The organism is Methyloradius palustris (assembly GCF_019703875.1).
Taxonomy (GTDB): domain Bacteria; phylum Pseudomonadota; class Gammaproteobacteria; order Burkholderiales; family Methylophilaceae; genus Methyloradius; species Methyloradius palustris.
In genome coordinates, this window is sequence record NZ_AP024110.1 from 760,537 (window position 1) to 779,308 (window position 18,772).

An 18,772-nucleotide genomic window follows, 5' to 3' on the forward strand; every position below is an offset into this window, starting at 1 on the left:
CTTGATAGAATGATGGCTGACATGAAGCAACCCATACAACCTTCCAACTCGGCGCGCCAGCAAGCTGAAGCTTTATATTTTGAAGGCAATGCTTTGCTAGAGCATGGCGATTTAGCAGGCGCTGAAACCTGCTGGCAGAAGGCTATAGCTTTGGCGCCAGATTTTGCCGAAGCCTATTGCAACCTTGGCTTTGTGTTTGATAAAAAAGGCGCACCCGCCGAGGCCGAAAGCTATTACCGAACATCCCTCTCGTTAGACCCGAATTGCACACGTACCTTGCTGAACTTGGGCGCATTTCTCGCTGAAAATAAACGGTTTGATGAAGCTGTCGTACTTTATGACCAAGCCATCGCCATTGATCCACGCTCGCCTGTAGCTTGGACTAATCTCGGTATTCTCCACACCTATTTGCGGCGTGAGCAAGAGGCCGAGCGCTGTTATCGCTTGGCCATGCAATTAGACCCCGAGTACAAAAATGCTGAATTTAACCTCAGCTATTTGCTGTTACGCCAAGGGCGGTTTGAGGAGGGCTGGCAACGCTTGGAATCGCGCAACTGGTATGCCGTACTGGCTAACCACTTTACATGCCCGCGCTGGCAGGGTGAGCCGCTATCAGGCAAGTCACTGGTGATTGGCTACGAGGCTGGGCATGGCGACATGATCCAGTTTTACCGCTATGCGCTGGTGCTCAAAGAACAATGGTCGGTCAGTATCACCTTGATTTGCCACCCTGCCCTAAAGCGCCTGTTTGAAATACAAGGTACCTTAGACCAAGTGCTGTCGTTTGAAGATACCATCCCCCAAACTGGCTTGGATTTCTGGACGCCACTGATGAGCCTGCCATACCGCTGCGAAACGCGCATAGAGACCATCCCAGCAGCCATACCGTACATTAAAGCGCCAGCCGATCTAGTTAATAAATGGGCAGAAAAGTTGCCCGTAAATGGCCTGCGTGTTGGTTTGGTATGGAAGGGCAACCCAAAGTTTGAGAACGATGCAGAGCGCTCAATCCCCAGCCTGCAATTGCTCGCTGCCTTATGGAGTATCCCTAATATCCAGTTCATCAGCCTGCAAAAAGGTGCGGGTGAAGACGAGGCTGAAAACCCGCCAGCTGGCATGCCTCTCACTCATATGGGTAGCCAGATACAAGACTTTGCTGATACCGCTGCCATCGTTGCAAATCTGGACTTGGTAATCTGCGTAGATACCGCGATCGCACACTTGGCTGGCGCAATGGGTAAGCCTTGCTGGGTATTGTTGCCTTACTACATGACCGATTGGCGTTGGATGAATGGCCGTACTGATAGCCCTTGGTACCCAGAAAGCATGCGCCTTTTCAGGCAGGCGAAAATGGGCGAGTGGGGCAGTGTGATTGACGAAGTCGCCCAAGCATTGAGCGAGCTTTAATTTATCGTGTTTTGGTAAAGGCTAATACAGTTTCTGCCAGACCGCTTGCTGACATACATCGCTTCATCAGCAAAGCGTAGCAAGCTATCGGCATTATCACTATTGCTTGGGTATATGCTTATGCCGATACTTGCAGTCACAAATACTTCGGTATCGGCATCTATCGGTACGGCTTGATTGATTGCAGAGATCACTCGGTCCAGCACCACTTTGTACTCATCAATGGTTTCCAGATTGGTGAGCAGAATGACAAACTCATCCCCACCCAACCGTGAAACCGTATCATTCGAGCGTGTTGCTACCTGCATGCACCTTGCAATATGCGCCAGCAGTTTGTCACCAGCCGCATGACCATAAGTGTCGTTGATCGGTTTGAATCCATCTAGATCCAAGTAACACACGGCTACAAACTTGCTATTGCGCTTGGCATGCGCCAATGCTTGTTCCAATCGGTCAGCCAGCAATAGCCGATTAGGCAGGCCAGTCAGCACATCGTGATAAGCCATGGCTTCTATCGCTTCTCGCTGCTTTTTGAGGGCGGAGAGGTCGATCATAATCCACAGTGATTCATTATTATTACCAGGTAGAGATGCGCCATGCATATCCACCCAGATACGCTCGCCATTCTTTTTGAGCAATGTTTGCTGGCTACGATAAGTCTTGCCAGCCGCTAATAGCGGATAAGCGGTTTCGCCTAATTTGTTATAGGTTTCGTCGTCAGGATATAAAAAACGCGTACCTAGGCCTTCAATTTCTTTCTTCTCGTACCCAATCAGGCTAGGGATTGCGTTGTTCACCCACACAATTGTTTTATTCTGCAATTTGAATATACCAACCAACTCATTATTGAGCATGATTGATTGTTCAGAGCTTAATTGCTGGAGTTTGATCTCAGCCAGTTTTTGATCGTTAATATCACGCCCCACCGATTGGATTTCTTTCAGTTTCCCGAATCGATCAAAAAATCCCCGGTTGGTAAATTGTGCCCAGCGCACGCCATAGACGGTCACTATCCTGTTTTCAATCACCACCACGGGGTTGGCGCGAGATAAAGTCGCAAGCTTTTCATTGATGATTTGAACATCTTCATGCCACACAATCGGATGCCAGACTTTGCCGATCATTTCTTCTCTCGTCACGCCAAACAATCGACAGAATGGCTCATTGACGTATATATAGCTGCCATCAGCATTCAGCCGTGAGATCAGTTCTGTTTGGTCTTCCAGCAATTTCATGTATTGCTGTTCGCTTTGTTTCAGGTTCAGAAAGTTGTTGTTGAGGATTTCTTGTTTATGCTGCAATTTTCTAATGATGTAGCCAATTAAAATGCAGCATAAGAAAAAACCAAAAACACGAACATTAGCTTCGGGTTTGATTGACCATACCCAATGTGGCGCGATGAACACGTAATAAGTGGTAACGGAAGACAGCCCAGCAATAAATATTCCTGCTCTTATTCCGAGAAAATAAAAACAGATAATCGTGGCTGGTGCGAAAGTAATAAAAGGGAAAGGAGCGTCAACTGGAAAAAGAGCAAAACGAAGAGTTAATGCCATGAAAAAAATAACAAGCACCAGCGTATATCTTTTGAGGGGGGCTTTCTTACTTATCAATTCAATGAGTACCAAATGCTAGTCAATTATCAGGCGCAATAAGTAATTATGCTCATGCCGCCTGTTTAAAGCAAAGTTTGCGTGGATTGTTTCTGGAGTGAGTACAAAAGAGTCACTGGGCAATCAGCCAATAAAAAAGCTACAGCATCTGCATGCTGTAGCTTTTTACTACTGAATGATTAAGCTAGTGTTTTGTTGCGGCGTTTTGCCATGAAGCCAATCAAACCAATACCCATCAACATCAACAGGTAGGTTTCTGGTTCTGGCACTGCAGCAACGTATGAAAAATTCGCAGTTTCAAATGCATTGCTAGAAGATGTGAATACTACGTTGGTGATAGGGTTAGATGCAGCTGCAGAAAAAGTCACAAATGCAGAAATACTTCTATCACCATTGCCATAACCTGTTGGCACTGATGATCCTGAAATCGAGCCTAAAAGCGAACCGTTAGAGAAGAAGTAAGCAGTATTGTAGCTATCTGGCGAACCCCATTGAAAGCTCAAGCTAGTTAACGCTTGTGAGAATGAAATCGAACCTGTACCAGGTACTGAGCTACCTGAAGTGCCTGTGTTGTAGCCAGAGGTACCAATCGTCCAAAAAGCGCCAGTTGTACCTGCGGGGGCTGCTGCAGTGCCAGAGTAGTCACTACCAGCGGCAAGGCCGATCGCACCACCATTGAATGTTGCAATGCCAAATACCTGATTGCTTAGATATGCGGGGATGGCTGCTGTGCCAAGATCAATCTGCGTTCCAACTGTTGGCGCTGTTGAAGAATATGTAACTGCCGCTTCTGCAGTCATCATATTTGCCACCAACAACAATAACGCTAAGCCTGCTGCTTTAATTTTCATTTTGAAGCCCCGAGTAATCAATAGTGGTATTAAAAAATCTAAATTTATATTATTGGTGGCGATGATATTTTCTTTTGTGCCACAAAGATATAGCCCGTAAGGGCTAAGCTCTTTAATTTACAGGCGATTTTGAGGCTGAGGATTTAGAACAGGCAACGCTGAAGCCGCATAATATAAAACCAGAATTAATACGTTTTCAATCAGTTCTGGCAGCTTGAATGAATTGCCAGAAGTAAGCGTTTAGTTAGCAAGTTTGCACTCTGTTTCGTAATCTTTTAGCGCATGCGCAATGCATGCTGCTCTTTGTTTCATGCCTTCACACCTGATTAATCGGCCTTGCTTTTCAAGCTGGTGCGCATTGAAGGTAGTAATTTGTTGGTAATCGATTAGATATTTGATAATGCTATTTTGTAATGTTGTCATGATGATGCCCCTATGTGAATCTTCACAATAGGCTTATCAACTAGCTATAGATGTAGTCTCTTGGCCTATTATTAGCTTTTGCTGTCCTACACGCCTTGCCTTAGTGTTTGCCTGCAAAAGCATAGCCAGACTTAGTCCGTTTTGCCTGGTACATGGCTTTATCGGCACTCTTGATCAACACATCAGCAGACTCACCATCATCTGGGAATACTGAAATACCAATGCTTGCAGTGACCACGAGTTCAAGCTTGCCTACCTTACATGGCGCTTGAAGCGCCTTGATAATCTTTTCTGCGATCAACGCAATGTCTTGCCTGTCATCAACTTCCATAATCAAATACAAGAACTCGTCGCCGCCATGTCGGCTCACAGTATCGTCAACGCGAGTCGTTTCTATCAGCCGTTTCGAGATGATCTTTAACACATGGTCACCTGCATCATGGCCATATTGGTCGTTAATACTCTTGAACTCATCCAGATCCAAAAACATGATGGCCAGCGTCCATTCATGCCGTTTAGCCTGTGCCAGACCATGCTCAAGTCTATCGTTGAAAAGCACACGGTTAGGCAAGCCAGTCAAAGCATCGTGAAAAGCCTCATGGCGGGCTGATGCCTCTTGCTGCCTTACAGAGATCAGTTGGTGCTCCAGCACTTCGCGCTCCCTGATCTCATGCTCTAGTGCTTGATTAACGATAGTTAGTTGCTCGGCAGCCTCTTGCACCTTGCCTTTCACCTCACCACTTTTTTCAATCGCATTTTCAACCTCTGGCTGGTGGTCTATATCCGCGAGGCTCTCTTTTAACACCAGATTCACTGAAGATAACTCCTCAGCGCATTCCTCTACCACATCTTTTATCTGTTCACTATGATCCAAGACTTTAGCTAATCTGGTGGCAGCATTAGCCGCTTTATTGATTGGGGGACTTTTCATATGGGGCCTTGTGCTGATGGGTACTTGCTAGAGCACTAAGCTCAAAGCAAGCACGCATTCAGTCTATTAAAGCGCCTACCATAGGCTTGTGAGAAGGGTTGCGATGTAGTCTCTAGGACTATTATTTAGACTGTCGTATCCTACAGCTAGCTGGCGCTATTGATGGCTTTGGGGAGCCCCGCAGCTTTAGTCGACTTCATCAGATGATGAGCAAGGCAGTGAATTTGAGTCTGCATTCTTCTCAAATCCATCACGCTCTAGTTTCAAGCGAAACTCACACGAAGGCAGATGGCCTTCAATGCTGCCATTGATTGTAGTCGTCACTACCTTGCAATAAACACATTGGTAAGTATGTGCGTGGCCTTCAACATGCTCTTGAGGGTAATCAATGTAATAAGGTTTTTTCATATGGCAATTATGATACGTAAATTAGAGAAATCTCTACCTATTTTTGGATTTTAGAACTAGCTTATATTTGCTTGAGTGTTTATAAGCCTCAAATAACCTAACTGGCGGCAGTCCTTTAGATTTTCTTTCTTCTAGCAGATTTTTGACTATCCCAATCACTCGCTCGTCAGCTTGACAGCCAAATATCACTCCAACTAAAGCTTCGGGAGAATATTGTAAGTAGGTATGCGCCCCTTTTGACCAGACAATTCGTGCCTCTTGCTCGTAATCCCAAGCTTTATATTTGGACAGCAATATCCTTCTATAAATATCGTTGTCTTCAGCTGCCCAGTCAAATATAGGGTAATCATCTGTGTAGATTACTGGAAGTGCCCCTGATAAAACTTCAGGGTCTTTTACTGTTTCGAATTGAAGGCAAATACCAGTATGGTTATATGCGTAATGACTCCACATTAAAATTGAGCGTGGGTCTCCAGCAAATGAAAAAATACCAGTTTCTTTTTGGCTCTTCGAGAATACCCTTTTAATTGAGGCTAACCATTCAGACCTACCTCCCGCCATAAATTTTTCTAGAATATCTTTCTTCTGTTTCCAATTTTCCTCAACAGCTTGCTCTTTAACCAGCGATTTATATTTTTCTCGAATAACTTTTGTGTCGCTATCAAATACGACTTTCGCGGACATGTCATATGGGTCGTTGAAATCAAGAGGGGAGCTAAGCCAAAGCAAGCTCTCAACCAATATATCTCTTACATATCCTGTTCGCTTAGTTTCATCGAAAGCAGGAATAGACATGTATTTGTATTGAAATCGTGGATATTTCGGACGAACATTTTTAGCAAAAAACTTTCGTCGTTCACGATAATTCAATTTCAATACTGTTCTAAGGAAGCTATTTGTTTCGGCCCTGGTAAAAGCTGGAGGGGCGTATCTGACATCAGTTTTCATGATGAATGCTTGGATGAGATTGAGATCCAAAAATTGTACTGTTTTTGAGGCTCTCTAGAACGTTGTTTTGAACATTCTTTATTTCTATTTCTCTTACTCTGCCAGAAGGGTGCCAAGTGGCATAAATAAAAACGCCCCAATCTCTCGAAAGGGGCGTCGTTATTGGTGGTGATGGGGGGACTTGAACCCTCGACCCCAGGATTATGAATCCTGTGCTCTAACCAGCTGAGCTACATCACCGGGGAAACTTGGTTCGAATAAATCTGAAGGATTTAATCAAGCCCGCCATTCTATTGTTTTGAGGGTTTAATGTCAAAAACAACTGTGGTTTTGTGGGCTTGATTTCAATGGTTTTCTAATAAGCGTGCGAGACGGATGCAGTACAAGGCGCACGGAGCGCAAAACCTGAGACAGTACAAATAGTACGGCGATGGTTTGAGCACCGCGCAACGCAGTAATGTCCCGTCGTAGCCGCTTATTTAGACGTTAAACAGGAAGTGCATCACATCGCCATCCTGCACCACGTAGGTTTTGCCTTCCAGGCGCATCTTGCCTGCTTCTTTTGCGCCTTGTTCGCCTTTGTGGGTGACGAATTCGTTGTAGTTGATGACTTCTGCGCGGATGAATCCACGTTCAAAATCAGTATGGATCACGCCAGCGGCTTGCGGGGCGGTAGAGCCTTTGCGGATAGTCCAGGCGCGTACTTCTTTAACGCCAGCGGTAAAGTAGGTCTCAAGGCCTAACAAGGCGTATGCAGCGCGAATCACGCGGTCTAGCCCTGGCTCTGTTAAACCCAGCTCATCAAGAAATAGCGCTTTGTCTTCATCTTCAAGGTCTGAGATTTCAGCTTCTATCTTGGCGCAGATAGAGACCACGGGTGAACCCTCTTTTTTGCCAAGCTCGGTTAATTTATCGAGCAATGGGTTATTTTCAAAGCCAGTTTCATCTACGTTGGCGATATACATCACAGGTTTAACGGTGATCAGGCATAGCGGCTTGATGATGTGTAGTTCATCAGCATCTAGCCCCAGCGTGCGCACTGGGTTGCCCTGGTTGAGCCATTTGAAGATTTTATCGAGCACAGCGCTCAGGGCAATGGCGTCTTTATCGCCAGACTTGGCTTTTTTCTGCTCGCGTTGCAGGGTTTTTTCAACGGTTTCCAGATCGGCCAGTGCCAGCTCGGTGTTGATGGTTTCAATATCAGCGAGTGGGTCAACCTTGCCTGCTACGTGGATGACATTGCCATCTTCAAAGCAGCGCACAACGTGGGCAATGGCGTCTGTCTCGCGGATATTGGCGAGAAACTTATTGCCTAGGCCTTCACCTTTGGATGCGCCTGCAACCAGGCCAGCAATATCTACAAACTCAACAATGGCAGGCTGCACTTTTTGCGGCTTGACGATATCGATGAGCGGCTGCAAGCGTGGGTCTGGCACTTCTACAATGCCAACGTTAGGCTCAATAGTGCAGAAGGGGTAATTCTCCGCCGCTATGCCCGCTTTGGTAATAGCGTTGAAGAGGGTGGATTTACCGACGTTGGGAAGACCTACAATGCCGCATTTCATAGTGGTTGCCTTTGTGCTTTGCCTGTGTGCTTCTACAGGGCTTTTGGTTTGGTATGGAGTTTTAACATGGCTGCTTCAAAGCTGCCACTGAGTAGCATGCTGGTGAGCGGCACGCTGTCGTCTATTGTTTGTTCTATCAATTGCATTTCGTTTTTGGATGGTGCGCGCAGCACAAAATTGATAACTTCATTTCTATCGCCCGGGTGGCCAATGCCAAGCCGCAAGCGCCAGAAATCATTAGTGCCTAAATGTGCCGCAATATCTTTTAAGCCATTGTGGCCGCCGTGGCCGCCACCTTTTTTGAGCTTGACCTGGCCAGGTGGAATATCAAGTTCATCATGAATCACCAGAATATCTTCTGGCGCAATTTTATAAAATTTGGCGAGTGCGCCGACTGATTGCCCGCTGGCATTCATAAACGTAGTGGGTTTAAGCAGCCAGGCTTCATCATCACCATGTGCAGATTTCAGTTTGCCCGCATGCCCAAAAAACTTGGATTCATTAGCCAGCTTGCTATTGGAAACACCTGCTAATCGATCTACCCACCAAAACCCGGCGTTATGGCGTGTATCTACATATTCGCCACCAGGGTTACCCAGTCCGACAAAGAGTTTGATGCCGCTCATGATGTGATTAAGTGGTTTGATCGCATAGTGCTTGGATTATGCTTGGTTTATGTTTTGTTATAAATAATCGAACCGTGTGCCCATTAAATAAAAAACGCGCCCCAGTCTCTTTTAATGAGCTTGGGGCGCGCTTTTAATGCGCGAGCAGTTGATTACTCGGCAGCTGGAGCTGCTGCATCTGGTGCTGCTTCGTCAGCCACGGCAACGCGTGGGCGAGCGATAGAAGCGATAGATGCATCGTTGTCATGCGCCAATTGTACAAACTCAACGCCCTTAGGCAGCTTGATTTGTGACAAGTGGATAGACTCACCCAACTCAAGTTTTCCCAGATCAATCTCGATGAACTCAGGCAGGTCTTTAGCCAGGCAGCTAACGTCAGCTTCTGTCAGGATGTGGGTCACAATGCCGCCGCCAGTTTTAACGCCAGGTGCGGTATCTTGGTTGATAAAGTGCAATGGCACCTTAACGTGGATTTTTTCAGTAGCACTTACGCGTTGAAAATCAATATGCTGAATCGTGTTACGTACTGGGTGCATTTGATAATCACGCAGCAATACAGATTCTTTTTTGCCTTCAACATCTAACGTCAAAATAGAAGCATGGAATGCTTCATGACGGAACTGAAGAAACAGTGCCTTGTAATCGAATTCCAGGCTAACTGCGTCTTGGCCTGCGCCATAGACAACACCTGGTACTTTGCTTGCGCGACGGAGACGGCGGCTCGCACCCGTACCTTTGCCTTCGCGCTTTGTTGCCAAAATTGTAATTTCCATTTTACTGCTCCTGATATGTGCTAAAAACACTTCGCTCGCGCTAACGTTGTTGCCTGAACCCTCAAAAATCCTCATTTACTCAATGTAAATTCCGGTTTTTTCGGCTTCATGCGCCTAGTTAGCGCGTCGCTCTGGTATTTTTAGTCTTTCAATAAACTGTTATCCGCGACCAGATAACAGGGTTGTGAGCCCTTTGCTTTTGGCATCAGACTCGAAACTTGCGCTACTTAAAACTTAATCCATAAACAATGAGCTAACAGAATCTTCATTACTAATACGCTTGATGGTTTCTGCCATCAGTTCTGCTGTGCTCAGTTGGCGAATCTTGATGCAGTTCTTTGCATCTTCGCGCAGTGGGATGGTGTTGGTAACGACCAGTTCATCCAACTGCGAATTCATAATTCTATCTACTGCGTTGCCAGACAATACTGGGTGCGTACAGTATGAAACCACTTTTGCTGCGCCATTTTCTTTCAGCGCGGCAGCCGCTTCACACAGGGTATTCGCAGTATCTACCATGTCATCCATCAGCACACAGGTGCGGCCAGTGACATCACCAATAATGTTCATCACCTTGGCCACATTTGGCTTAGGGCGGCGTTTATCAATAATGGCCAGGTCAGAGTTCATCTGCTTGGCTACAGCCCTTGCGCGCACTACACCGCCAACATCGGGCGAAACAATAATCAAATTCTCATAATTTTGCGATGAAAGATCCTCAAGCAAAATCGGTGTTGCATAAATGTTATCAACGGGAATATCGAAAAACCCTTGAATCTGGTCAGAGTGCAGATCCATCGTCAACAAACGGTTTACACCAACACTGGTCAGCATATTGGCAACCACTTTGGCAGTGATTGCAACGCGTGCTGAACGCGGACGTCTGTCTTGTCGTGAATAACCCAGATAAGGAATCGCGGCGGTAATGCGACCTGCGGATGAACGGCGGAGCGCATCAACCATCACCATGACTTCCATCAGGTTGTCATTGGTGGGGTGGCAGGTGGATTGCAGTACGAATACATCTTTGCCACGCACGTTATCCAGCAACTCGATCATAACTTCGCCATCGCTGAAGCGATCTACCGTAGCGCGCCCCAGATCGATACCAAGATGATCGGCCACCTCTTTGGCTAGGGAGGGGTTAGCAGTACCGGTAAATACCATCACGCCGCCATTAGCCACTGTCGTATCCTTATCATCTAAAAAAATAAAAGCGTGTAAGGCTACACGCTCTCAATTATCTATCTTACTAATTATATTACTAAAACTGGCTGGGGAAGAAGGATTCGAACCTTCGCATGCCGGAATCAAAATCCGGTGCCTTAACCAGCTTGGCGACTCCCCATTTGATCTTTAATGCTATTCGGCTAAGTTTCAGCCCAATTTCTTAAAACTATACTACTCACTTGCATATTCATACAGCGGATGTTTATCCAGCCCGCGGGCTAAACATCTAAATACGGGCACACCAGCAATTTCATGTGGCATTTTCGCCAAAATATCTTCTGCCAGTGCTTTATTCTCGATTTCTGCAAACACAGAAGCGCCAGAACCACTCATCCGCGCTTTCGTAAATTGTGACAACCACTCTAAACAGGCTGCTACGGCGGGGTACTGCTGGCTAACTACTGGTTCAAGGTCATTGTGGAGATTGTTGCTTGCTCCGACCCTTGAAAAGGCCGCTATTGTCGTGGGAATCGTGTTTCTTGTCAATTCCTTTGCGCTAAAAACTTCAACGGTGGAGACGTGTACTTGTGGCGTCATAATGATGTACCAGGCAGGCTTCAGCTTAACGGCCTGTAGTTGTTCGCCTATGCCTTCAGCCCAGGCATTCTGACCAAAGATAAACACAGGCACATCCGCGCCTAGGGTTAAGCCAAGATCAATCAATGTTTGCCGAGGAAGATTCAAGTTCCACAGTTTGTTGAGCGCCAATAAAACCGTGGCTGCATCTGAGCTGCCGCCACCTAAGCCACCACCCATGGGGATGCGCTTATCCACCGCGATATCAACGCCTAACTCTGTTTTACTGTGTTGCTTAAGTAACTTTGCGGCACGCACGCATAAATCCTGCTCTGCGCTGACACCTTTTATATCTTGCGTGCGGTTGATTATGCCATCTGCGCGGACTTTTAAATGAATGGTGTCATCAAAATCGAGCAGCCGGAACACGGTTTGCAGCAAGTGGTAGCCATCAGCGCGCTGGCCGATGATATGCAAAAACAGGTTGACCTTGGCAGGCGCGGGAAAGGATTGAAAGCCATCCATGATGGGGTTCTTTGTATAGTTAAGCGAAACGAAGCTTACAGCAGATTATTTTATCGGTAATGGCTCTGCAATAACATCCCAGCGTTCAACGACTAATTTCAGCACAATTTTTGGCGATGCTTTTTGTGATGCTAAAGCGTTATAGCCATCTATGCTACGCAGGGTTATTTTACGCGGTAGCTGAAAGCCTGAGGCTGCTACGTAATCGCTGTATTCAATATTCCAGCCATCTTGCGATAACTTGGTGAGCCGGCCAGAGGCGTCCCATTCAGAAGTGGAATCCAGATTGTTAGCGCTAGGGCGGCCTAACACCCAATCTGGCAAGCCTTGCATGGGTAAACGCCAGCCCAGTGTTTGCTGTGTTAGTGTTTCGGTATCATCGGCTTTGTAGGTTTTGCCATCTGCAACGAGAATAACTCCGTCATCGCTACTTGCATCAATGGTGGCAACTTGTGAGCCCAGCGGCGAAAAAATCGCCATGCTGTCGCTGTCTGGTGCGTGGCTCCAACGAGTTGAGCCTGAGAATCCGCGATTATCTGTTTGCACACCTATCCTGCCCTGAATGCCAAAGTGATTGATACTGGCAATCGACTTGAGATGTTGCTGGTTCACTTCGGCAGTGCTTGATGATTGCACATTCGCGGCTGGTTGCATGGTTGCACAGCCAGCAAGTGCGGTCAGCACTAAGGTCAGGGCTGCATGACGCAGCCAGTGGGTAGATATATTCATAGGGATTTAAACGGGCTAAATTAAAGTTAAAACTATTTGAATTTCTTGGAGGTATTTACCAAGACTTCATTGTCAGGGAAGTCACGCAATGCGTCATTCCAGGTTTTGATGGCTTCATCATGCTTGCCTTGTTGCCACAGCACTTCGCCCAGATGGGCTGCAATTTCGGGATCATTCTGCGCTAAGTAGGCTTGCCGTAAATGCTCGGCTGCCTTGTCCAATTGGCCCATGCGGTATTCCACCCAGCCCATACTATCGAGTATGTAATGGTCATTAGGGCTAAGTTGTAAGGCTTTTTCAATCAACGTGCGCGCTTCATCTAGCTTGATATTGCGGTCTGCCAGCGTATAGCCTAGCGCATTGTAGGCTTGCGCGTAATCAGGGCGTATCTGGATCAATTTGCGTAACTGGGTTTCTGTGACATCTAGCCGCTCAGTGCGCTCTGCGGCCATCGCATAGTCGTAAATCAGTTCAGCTGTGTTCGGGCCAGTATTCACTGCATTTTCTAATACGTTATAGGCTTTTTCATAGTGCTTGGCTTGAATCAATAAGCTGGCTTTTGCTTGTGCCAAGGTCACTTGTTGCTGCTCGGATAAATCTTCAACCTGGCTCAGCATCTTCAGTGCTTCATCTACGCCTTGCTTGCGCGCAATGATATTGGCGATGTTGAGCTTGGCATCCATATAGCGTTCGCCTGGCTGTATTTTGATATACCAAACAATGGCTTGATCATCCTGCGCCTGTTTTTCAGCAATTTGCCCGAGGTACAGATAAAGTTGTTCAGGGTCTTTAAAACCGTGACCTAATGCAGCCTCAAAATATTGTTGTGCTTGGGCGTAATCTTGCGTTTGGAATGCAAGCAAACCCGCAACGACCATGACTTCTGGCGCGCCTTTTGAGTATTCCACCAGTTTTTCAAGCTCAGGTTTGGCTTCTTCATACTTTTTCTGGCTGATCAGTATGCGTGTACGAGTGAGCCTGACTTCATTAGCTTCTGGGTGTTTTGCCAGATAAGTTTTGTAGAACTTTAAAGCGTCATCTGGCGATTCGGTGTAGATGATTTGCCCACGCACTACCGCACTGGTCTCCCATGCTGGGCGTAACTTATCGGCAATATCCAACTCTTTGAACGCCAAGTCAGTATTGCCAGCAGACCATGCAGCATTCGCAGTGGTGAGGTGGGCTTCAGGTAACTTGGGGTAAGGTGCAGCGAGCTCTTGCACAAGTGCCAGTACAGCTGCTTTATCGGGTTGGCGCGCTAATAGTGAGTTTAAGTATAAAAACCCATTGGCGCGCGTGTCTTCTTTTGCCAGCAATTTTTGCAAGTAAGGTTTTGCATCAATCAGATTGCCTGCGGCAACCAGTATCTGTGTGCTGGCTTGCTGCGCTTCTGTTGAGTTAGTGTCTAACTCGTTCCAAAGCCTGACAGCCTGAATCGCATTGGCTGGCACATTGCCTACAGCTGAAACTTTGGCGGCACGTTCTGCCAGCCTTGGATCTCTGGTTTTTTTGGCAAGATCAAGAAATATGTCGCTCGATAATCCCAGATCGCCTCGTTGGCCAGCAATTTCTCCTACCAGATACTCATATACAAATTGGCTGGTAGCATCAGTCTGCCGGCCGTTGGGGCTGTCTGTACTAGCAGCAATGCTGTTTTGGCTGATGAGTAAGCTGACCATCAAACATGCGAGTGAGATTCTAGATGTAGTGTAAATGGGCATGTATTGAGATTTTTCGGTTGGTTTAGTGATTCATACGATTAAGTACTCATCAGGATGCTGTGTATTAGCAATATGGTCTCTTCAAATCGAATATTCAACTCTGAGGTGGAGATAAAGAAACCCGATTATTTAGTCCGCGATCGCGATCGCAAGTTCATCCATAATGAAATCTGACTATATCTTTTTGGAGGCGACTTTCCAATAGCAAAGCATTATTTAGCCAGTAGAAAAGCCAGATTTAGGTAAGGTAAAAGAACTTTTAAAGACTATACTGGCTCTTAAAATTAAATGCGACACAAAGTAAACGCTTGACATATGTCAGGCGTTTTTTTAATTTAGCAAACCTTTTGCAGCCATGCGTTGGAATTTTCAAGCATGGCAATTTATAAATCGCATAGTTAATAAGTGCGAATAACCATAACCCTGAATTTTGGAGTGTAAGTTTTATGACTACGATAACCGTTGAGGCGAGCGATTTAACCCGCATCTATGGTGGCCGCGAGGCAGTTAAGGATGTCAGCTTTACGCTTAATAAGGGTGAGGTTCTTGGTTTTCTAGGCCCTAACGGCGCTGGTAAATCCACCACCATGAAGATGCTCACAGGTAATCTGGCGCCGAGTAAAGGCTCGGTGAAAATCTGTGGTATCGACATGATCGAAAACCCAAAGGAAGCCAAAGCACTAATTGGCTATCTGCCTGAGCAGCCGCCGCTGTATCGTGAATTAACGGTAGATGAGTACTTGACCATCGCAGCCCGTTTGCACCGTGTGAGCAGCAAGCATATTAAAAAAGCAGTCGATGTTGCAAAACAACGCTGTGGCCTGACTGAAATGGGCAAGCGCCTGATTGAAAACCTGTCCAAAGGTTACCAGCAGCGTGTTGGTATTGCGCAAGCCATCATTCATAACCCAATGGTCGTCATCCTTGATGAACCAACGGTAGGCCTAGATCCCATCCAGATTCGTGATATCCGTGCCTTGATCAAAGAGCTGGGCGGCGAGCATAGCGTGATTCTTTCTACCCATATCTTGCCTGAAGTTGAAATGATCTGTGACCATGTGCAGATCATTCACAAAGGCGAGCTGGTATTCAACGGCGCAATTGAAGTATTGAAGCAACAGCGTAATGGCAACAAACTTTTGATAGGCCTTAATAATCCGCCTACAAATGAAATATTGCTGGGTATTCCAGGGGTGCTTACAGTAGATAATTTGCCTAACGGTATGCTGAGAATCAAGCATCAGGATGGTGTCTCTCCTGCAGAGGCATTGGTGCAGGGCTCAGTGAATAATGGCTGGGGTTTGTATCAAATCAATCCAGACCAAACCAGCCTTGAAGAAGTATTCGTGCAGCTTACCTATCAAGAACTAGCTGCATAACTCACGAGATTCAATCTGCATTAATTCAATCACTATAAATATAAGAAAATTTAGAGGAAGACGTACTCATGATTATCAATATTGCCAGAAAAGAGCTGAAAAGCCTTTTCTCCTCGCCCATGGGATGGGTGGTGCTCGCCTTGCTTCAGTTCATTTTTGGTCTATTTTTTCAAGAGCAAATAAATGAATACTTTCAAACAATGTCTGGAATTGTAAGGCCAGAAGAACGTCTAGGAGTCACTGAGTTTATCGGCAATAATATTTTTGGCATTGCTTCATTTATCATGTTGTTTGCTGTTCCACTTTTATCAATGCGTATGATTAGTGATGAAAGACGCCAGCAGACACTGACTTTTCTTTTTAGTGCGCCACTGTCGCTTACAGACATTGTCCTTGGAAAATTCTTTGGGTTAGTGACATTTTTAAGTATCAGTATTTTACTGGTTGTTGCAATGATGCTTTCTCTCAATTTCTGGTCAGATGTTGATCTTGGTTATATATTGGCGAATGCCATTGGTTTATGGTTCTTGGTAGCTAGTTTTTGTGCGCTAGGTGTTTACGTGTCTAGCCTTACTCAACAGCCTGTAGTTGCTGCGATCATCAGCTTCATCGCACTTTTCGCATTGCTAATTCTCGACCATTTTTCAGGGGCAGATACTGATAGTCCTATAGCTTATCTTTCTCTCATGAAGCATTTTCAGCCATTTTCTAGAGGCTTGGTTGATACACGAGACTTTGCCTACTTTTTCTTGTTTATCATCACTTTTCTAACTTTAACGGTGCGTCGTCTCGACGCTGACCGTCTGCGTGGCTAATCGGATAACTATAATGAAAATCAACCGTAAACTACGTTTCCAGCTTTTCATGCAGAACAGTTTCTTTCTGGTCTTGTTTCTGGCATTTATATTTTTATTAGGCTTTGTCTCTTTTGAATATCATGGCTCACAGGACATTACACAAAGTGCGCGGAATACGCTTAGTGAAGGTAGTGTGAATGTTTTAAAGCAGATGAAGGGGCCTATCAGTATTACTGTATTTGTTTCGCAAGATAAGGAATATCGTAAGATTATTAATGATTTTATTTCACGCTATCAACGCTCAAAACCTGATATCAACGTTGAATACATCAACCCAGCAGAGCACCCAAAACTTGCACAAGATGAAGCTATTAAGGCTGAAGGTGAAATGGTTATTGAGTACGAAAAGCGAAGCGAACATCTGGTGCCGGCCTACGTTGAACAGGACATGACAAATCTTCTGGTGCGACTTTCACGCAGTAAAGAGCGCGCCGTGATGTATCTGGATGGGCACGGCGAACGTAACCTGATTGGAATTAGAAATTATGATCTAGGCGAGTTTGGCAAACAACTGCAGAAAAAAGGCTTCAAGCTGGCTAACCCTGACTTGACCATTGCGCAAGGTGTACCGACCAATGGCGCTATGCTGGTGATTGCTAGTCCGCAAGTAGATATCACCGACGTTGAAGTGAAGAAGATCAAAGACTACTTGGATGCTGGCGGCAATCTTCTATGGCTGCTGGATGATGAGAAAATGCATGGCCTGCAACCTATTGCTGATTACATTGGCCTAAAGGTGACACCTGGCATGGTCGTTGATCTTTCATCTGCTCAGTATGGTGCTGATGCCAAGATCGCTTTTGCCAGCCAGTATGGTGAGCATGCTATCACCAACAACTTCATGTTACGTACCCTGTTCCCAGAGGCGCGTATGATTGATGCGAAGGGGACAGACGATAATGGTTGGGAGGTTAGCAACCTGATCTCTGTAGCACCAAATGGGTGGTTAGAAACAAGTAAGATCGAGTCTGCTAGTTCTGCTACCAAGGTCAGTTTTGATGATAAAAAAGATATTCGCGGCCCTATCAATATTGCTGTAGCGCTTGAGCGTAAATATGGTAAAAAAGGTCAGCGTGTTGTTGTCGTGGGTAATGGAAATTTCTTGGCCAATACTTATGTTGGTCAAGGTGGCAATCTTGATCTTGGCGTGAATATTGTTAATTGGTTGGCTGGCGATGATAGCTTGATTACTATTCAACCGAAATTATTAAAAGATGTGAATGTGAGCATTCCTAGAGATGGTTTTGGTCACCTTGCGGCATTGATTATATTTGTGCCTATTTTTGGTTACTCACTGGGGCTTTTCCACGTCATCATACCGCTCGCATTCTTAATATCAGGCATCATCATCTGGTGGAAGCGTCGTAAAGCATGAAGTCACGCTGGATAGTCAATTTGGTCTTGCTGATTTTAGTCGTAGCGATTGCTACCTTTCTATACTTTAGGCCTATGCCAAAAGAGGAGGGGCCTAAGACCTACGAAATTTCCAGCATGAAGTTGGCAGATTTTAATAAGGTCAGTATTGAGTTTCCAGCTAAAGCGCCTGTGGTGTTTGAGAAAATAGATGGCAATTGGCGCATCACCAAGCCTTTCGATGCTAGGGCTGACCTGTCGTCAGTGCAACGCATTTTATCGGTCGTGGCCGCAACCACTACCGAGAAATTTACGCTTGGCGACCCGTCACAATTTGGCTTGGATCAGCCAAAACTAAAACTTAAACTGAATGACGAAGAGTTTTTGTTTGGGACGATTAACCCAGTCTCTGGAGAGCAATACGTTCAATATAAAGATAGCGTTTACTTGGTGCAGACAACGTACTCGGAATCCGCAGGTATCCAGATTGAAGAAATGATGGATAAAAGCCCATTCAAGCCAGGTGAGAAACCAACTGGTTTTGACTTCTCAAGGCTTGAGCAATGGGAAGAAAGCCGTTTACAGGTTGATTTGGCCGATGGTAAATGGACCACATCAGTTGCCAATGCCAAGCTGACCCAAAATGAAATGAACGAGTGGTTTGACGAATACTGGAAACACATGGCCGTGACTTCAGTTGAGCGTTACACCCCAGACCGCAGGGCGACGTATCCTTCACTTGAAGTTAAGCTCGAGGGCGGTGCCAAGGTGCATTTCGATAAGATGCAGGAATCACCAGAGATCATTCTTGGTCGTCCAGATGAAGGCATTAAATATCATATGCCGCCAGATTCTGGCTTCACCATGCTTAATCCACCTGTGACATTGGCTAAATAATTAAGCTCGCTCGTTTGCGG

At 45.8% G+C, this 18,772-nt stretch carries 18 protein-coding genes and 2 tRNA genes; 5 read left to right on the top strand and 15 right to left on the bottom strand.

Features of this window, described 5'->3' with window-relative positions:
• The first annotated feature begins 21 nt into the window (after positions 1-21).
• Positions 22-1,407, top strand: coding sequence for a tetratricopeptide repeat protein (locus ZMTM_RS03715; protein ID WP_221764983.1), 1,386 nt, complete (start codon positions 22-24; stop codon positions 1,405-1,407).
• Here the strand turns inward: ZMTM_RS03715 and ZMTM_RS03720 are convergent.
• The 15 genes from ZMTM_RS03720 to ZMTM_RS03790 all read right to left on the bottom strand — a co-directional run bounded on the left by ZMTM_RS03720 (position 1,404) and on the right by ZMTM_RS03790 (position 14,224).
• Positions 1,404-2,981, bottom strand: a complete 1,578-nt coding sequence (locus ZMTM_RS03720; protein WP_225907082.1) for a diguanylate cyclase domain-containing protein — start codon at positions 2,979-2,981, stop codon at positions 1,404-1,406. The two genes, ZMTM_RS03715 and ZMTM_RS03720, sit on opposite strands and share 4 nt — an antisense overlap.
• Positions 2,982-3,199: 218 nt before the next feature.
• On the bottom strand, positions 3,200-3,871 hold the full coding sequence (locus ZMTM_RS03725; RefSeq protein WP_221764985.1) for an Npun_F0296 family exosortase-dependent surface protein: 672 nt from the start codon (positions 3,869-3,871) through the stop codon (positions 3,200-3,202).
• Between the two features lie 240 nt (positions 3,872-4,111).
• On the bottom strand, positions 4,112-4,294 hold the full coding sequence (locus ZMTM_RS03730) for a hypothetical protein (protein ID WP_221764986.1): 183 nt from the start codon (positions 4,292-4,294) through the stop codon (positions 4,112-4,114).
• 100 nt (positions 4,295-4,394) lie between these two features.
• Positions 4,395-5,225, bottom strand: a complete 831-nt coding sequence (locus ZMTM_RS03735; protein WP_221764987.1) for a GGDEF domain-containing protein — start codon at positions 5,223-5,225, stop codon at positions 4,395-4,397.
• A gap of 186 nt (positions 5,226-5,411) precedes the next feature.
• Positions 5,412-5,633, bottom strand: coding sequence for a hypothetical protein (locus ZMTM_RS03740; protein WP_221764988.1), 222 nt, complete (start codon positions 5,631-5,633; stop codon positions 5,412-5,414).
• A gap of 33 nt (positions 5,634-5,666) precedes the next feature.
• A complete protein-coding gene (locus ZMTM_RS03745; RefSeq protein WP_221764989.1) occupies positions 5,667-6,581 on the bottom strand; it encodes a DUF2971 domain-containing protein in 915 nt (304 codons plus the stop codon).
• 163 nt (positions 6,582-6,744) lie between these two features.
• A tRNA-Met gene (locus ZMTM_RS03750) sits at positions 6,745-6,821 on the bottom strand.
• 239 nt (positions 6,822-7,060) lie between these two features.
• Entirely contained in the window at positions 7,061-8,146 is a 1,086-nt protein-coding gene (gene ychF, locus ZMTM_RS03755; protein WP_221764990.1) for a redox-regulated ATPase YchF, read from the bottom strand.
• 32 nt (positions 8,147-8,178) lie between these two features.
• Positions 8,179-8,772 (bottom strand): aminoacyl-tRNA hydrolase, encoded by a 594-nt coding sequence (pth, locus tag ZMTM_RS03760; protein WP_221764991.1) that lies wholly within the window; start codon positions 8,770-8,772, stop codon positions 8,179-8,181.
• 152 nt (positions 8,773-8,924) lie between these two features.
• Positions 8,925-9,545, bottom strand: coding sequence for a 50S ribosomal protein L25/general stress protein Ctc (locus ZMTM_RS03765; RefSeq protein ID WP_221764992.1), 621 nt, complete (start codon positions 9,543-9,545; stop codon positions 8,925-8,927).
• Between the two features lie 234 nt (positions 9,546-9,779).
• Positions 9,780-10,712 carry a ribose-phosphate pyrophosphokinase gene (locus ZMTM_RS03770; protein ID WP_221765564.1) on the bottom strand — a complete coding sequence of 311 codons (933 nt, stop codon included), beginning with the start codon at positions 10,710-10,712 and terminating at the stop codon, positions 9,780-9,782.
• Positions 10,713-10,816: 104 nt separating this feature from the next.
• A tRNA-Gln gene (locus tag ZMTM_RS03775) sits at positions 10,817-10,893 on the bottom strand.
• Between the two features lie 53 nt (positions 10,894-10,946).
• Complete coding sequence (gene ispE / locus ZMTM_RS03780) at positions 10,947-11,816, bottom strand: 4-(cytidine 5'-diphospho)-2-C-methyl-D-erythritol kinase (RefSeq protein WP_221764993.1); 870 nt, start codon at positions 11,814-11,816, stop codon at positions 10,947-10,949.
• Between the two features lie 45 nt (positions 11,817-11,861).
• Positions 11,862-12,545 carry a lipoprotein insertase outer membrane protein LolB gene (gene lolB / locus ZMTM_RS03785; RefSeq protein WP_221764994.1) on the bottom strand — a complete coding sequence of 228 codons (684 nt, stop codon included), beginning with the start codon at positions 12,543-12,545 and terminating at the stop codon, positions 11,862-11,864.
• Between the two features lie 32 nt (positions 12,546-12,577).
• Positions 12,578-14,224 (bottom strand): tetratricopeptide repeat protein, encoded by a 1,647-nt coding sequence (locus ZMTM_RS03790; protein WP_225907083.1) that lies wholly within the window; start codon positions 14,222-14,224, stop codon positions 12,578-12,580.
• Positions 14,225-14,712: 488 nt separating this feature from the next.
• Between ZMTM_RS03790 and ZMTM_RS03795 the strand changes: the two genes are divergently transcribed.
• The 4 genes from ZMTM_RS03795 to ZMTM_RS03810 all read left to right on the top strand — a co-directional run bounded on the left by ZMTM_RS03795 (position 14,713) and on the right by ZMTM_RS03810 (position 18,752).
• Complete coding sequence (locus tag ZMTM_RS03795) at positions 14,713-15,645, top strand: ABC transporter ATP-binding protein (protein WP_221764996.1); 933 nt, start codon at positions 14,713-14,715, stop codon at positions 15,643-15,645.
• Positions 15,646-15,713: 68 nt separating this feature from the next.
• Complete coding sequence (locus ZMTM_RS03800; protein WP_221764997.1) at positions 15,714-16,460, top strand: ABC transporter permease; 747 nt, start codon at positions 15,714-15,716, stop codon at positions 16,458-16,460.
• A 13-nt stretch (positions 16,461-16,473) separates the two neighbouring features.
• Entirely contained in the window at positions 16,474-17,877 is a 1,404-nt protein-coding gene (locus tag ZMTM_RS03805) for a GldG family protein (protein WP_221764998.1), read from the top strand.
• Complete coding sequence (locus ZMTM_RS03810; protein ID WP_221764999.1) at positions 17,874-18,752, top strand: DUF4340 domain-containing protein; 879 nt, start codon at positions 17,874-17,876, stop codon at positions 18,750-18,752. Before ZMTM_RS03805 ends, ZMTM_RS03810 begins: the two co-directional genes overlap by 4 nt.
• The last annotated feature ends 20 nt before the right edge of the window (positions 18,753-18,772 follow it).

Bases quoted from the DNA above. Each gene is read 5' to 3' on its own strand.
- ZMTM_RS03740 (WP_221764988.1), bottom strand. From the start codon at position 5,633: ATGAAAAAACCTTATTACATTGATTACCCTCAAGAGCATGTTGAAGGC.
- ZMTM_RS03725 (WP_221764985.1), bottom strand. From the start codon at position 3,871: ATGAAAATTAAAGCAGCAGGCTTAGCGTTATTGTTGTTGGTGGCAAAT.
- ispE (WP_221764993.1), bottom strand. From the start codon at position 11,816: ATGGATGGCTTTCAATCCTTTCCCGCGCCTGCCAAGGTCAACCTGTTT.
- ZMTM_RS03790 (WP_225907083.1), bottom strand. From the start codon at position 14,224: ATGGTCAGCTTACTCATCAGCCAAAACAGCATTGCTGCTAGTACAGAC.
- ZMTM_RS03795 (WP_221764996.1), top strand. From the start codon at position 14,713: ATGACTACGATAACCGTTGAGGCGAGCGATTTAACCCGCATCTATGGT.
- pth (WP_221764991.1), bottom strand. From the start codon at position 8,772: ATGAGCGGCATCAAACTCTTTGTCGGACTGGGTAACCCTGGTGGCGAA.
- ZMTM_RS03810 (WP_221764999.1), top strand. From the start codon at position 17,874: ATGAAGTCACGCTGGATAGTCAATTTGGTCTTGCTGATTTTAGTCGTA.
- ZMTM_RS03770 (WP_221765564.1), bottom strand. From the start codon at position 10,712: ATGGTATTTACCGGTACTGCTAACCCCTCCCTAGCCAAAGAGGTGGCC.
- ZMTM_RS03735 (WP_221764987.1), bottom strand. From the start codon at position 5,225: ATGAAAAGTCCCCCAATCAATAAAGCGGCTAATGCTGCCACCAGATTA.
- ychF (WP_221764990.1), bottom strand. From the start codon at position 8,146: ATGAAATGCGGCATTGTAGGTCTTCCCAACGTCGGTAAATCCACCCTC.
- ZMTM_RS03745 (WP_221764989.1), bottom strand. From the start codon at position 6,581: ATGAAAACTGATGTCAGATACGCCCCTCCAGCTTTTACCAGGGCCGAA.
- ZMTM_RS03730 (WP_221764986.1), bottom strand. From the start codon at position 4,294: ATGACAACATTACAAAATAGCATTATCAAATATCTAATCGATTACCAA.
- ZMTM_RS03765 (WP_221764992.1), bottom strand. From the start codon at position 9,545: ATGGAAATTACAATTTTGGCAACAAAGCGCGAAGGCAAAGGTACGGGT.
- ZMTM_RS03805 (WP_221764998.1), top strand. From the start codon at position 16,474: ATGAAAATCAACCGTAAACTACGTTTCCAGCTTTTCATGCAGAACAGT.
- ZMTM_RS03800 (WP_221764997.1), top strand. From the start codon at position 15,714: ATGATTATCAATATTGCCAGAAAAGAGCTGAAAAGCCTTTTCTCCTCG.
- lolB (WP_221764994.1), bottom strand. From the start codon at position 12,545: ATGAATATATCTACCCACTGGCTGCGTCATGCAGCCCTGACCTTAGTG.
- ZMTM_RS03715 (WP_221764983.1), top strand. From the start codon at position 22: ATGAAGCAACCCATACAACCTTCCAACTCGGCGCGCCAGCAAGCTGAA.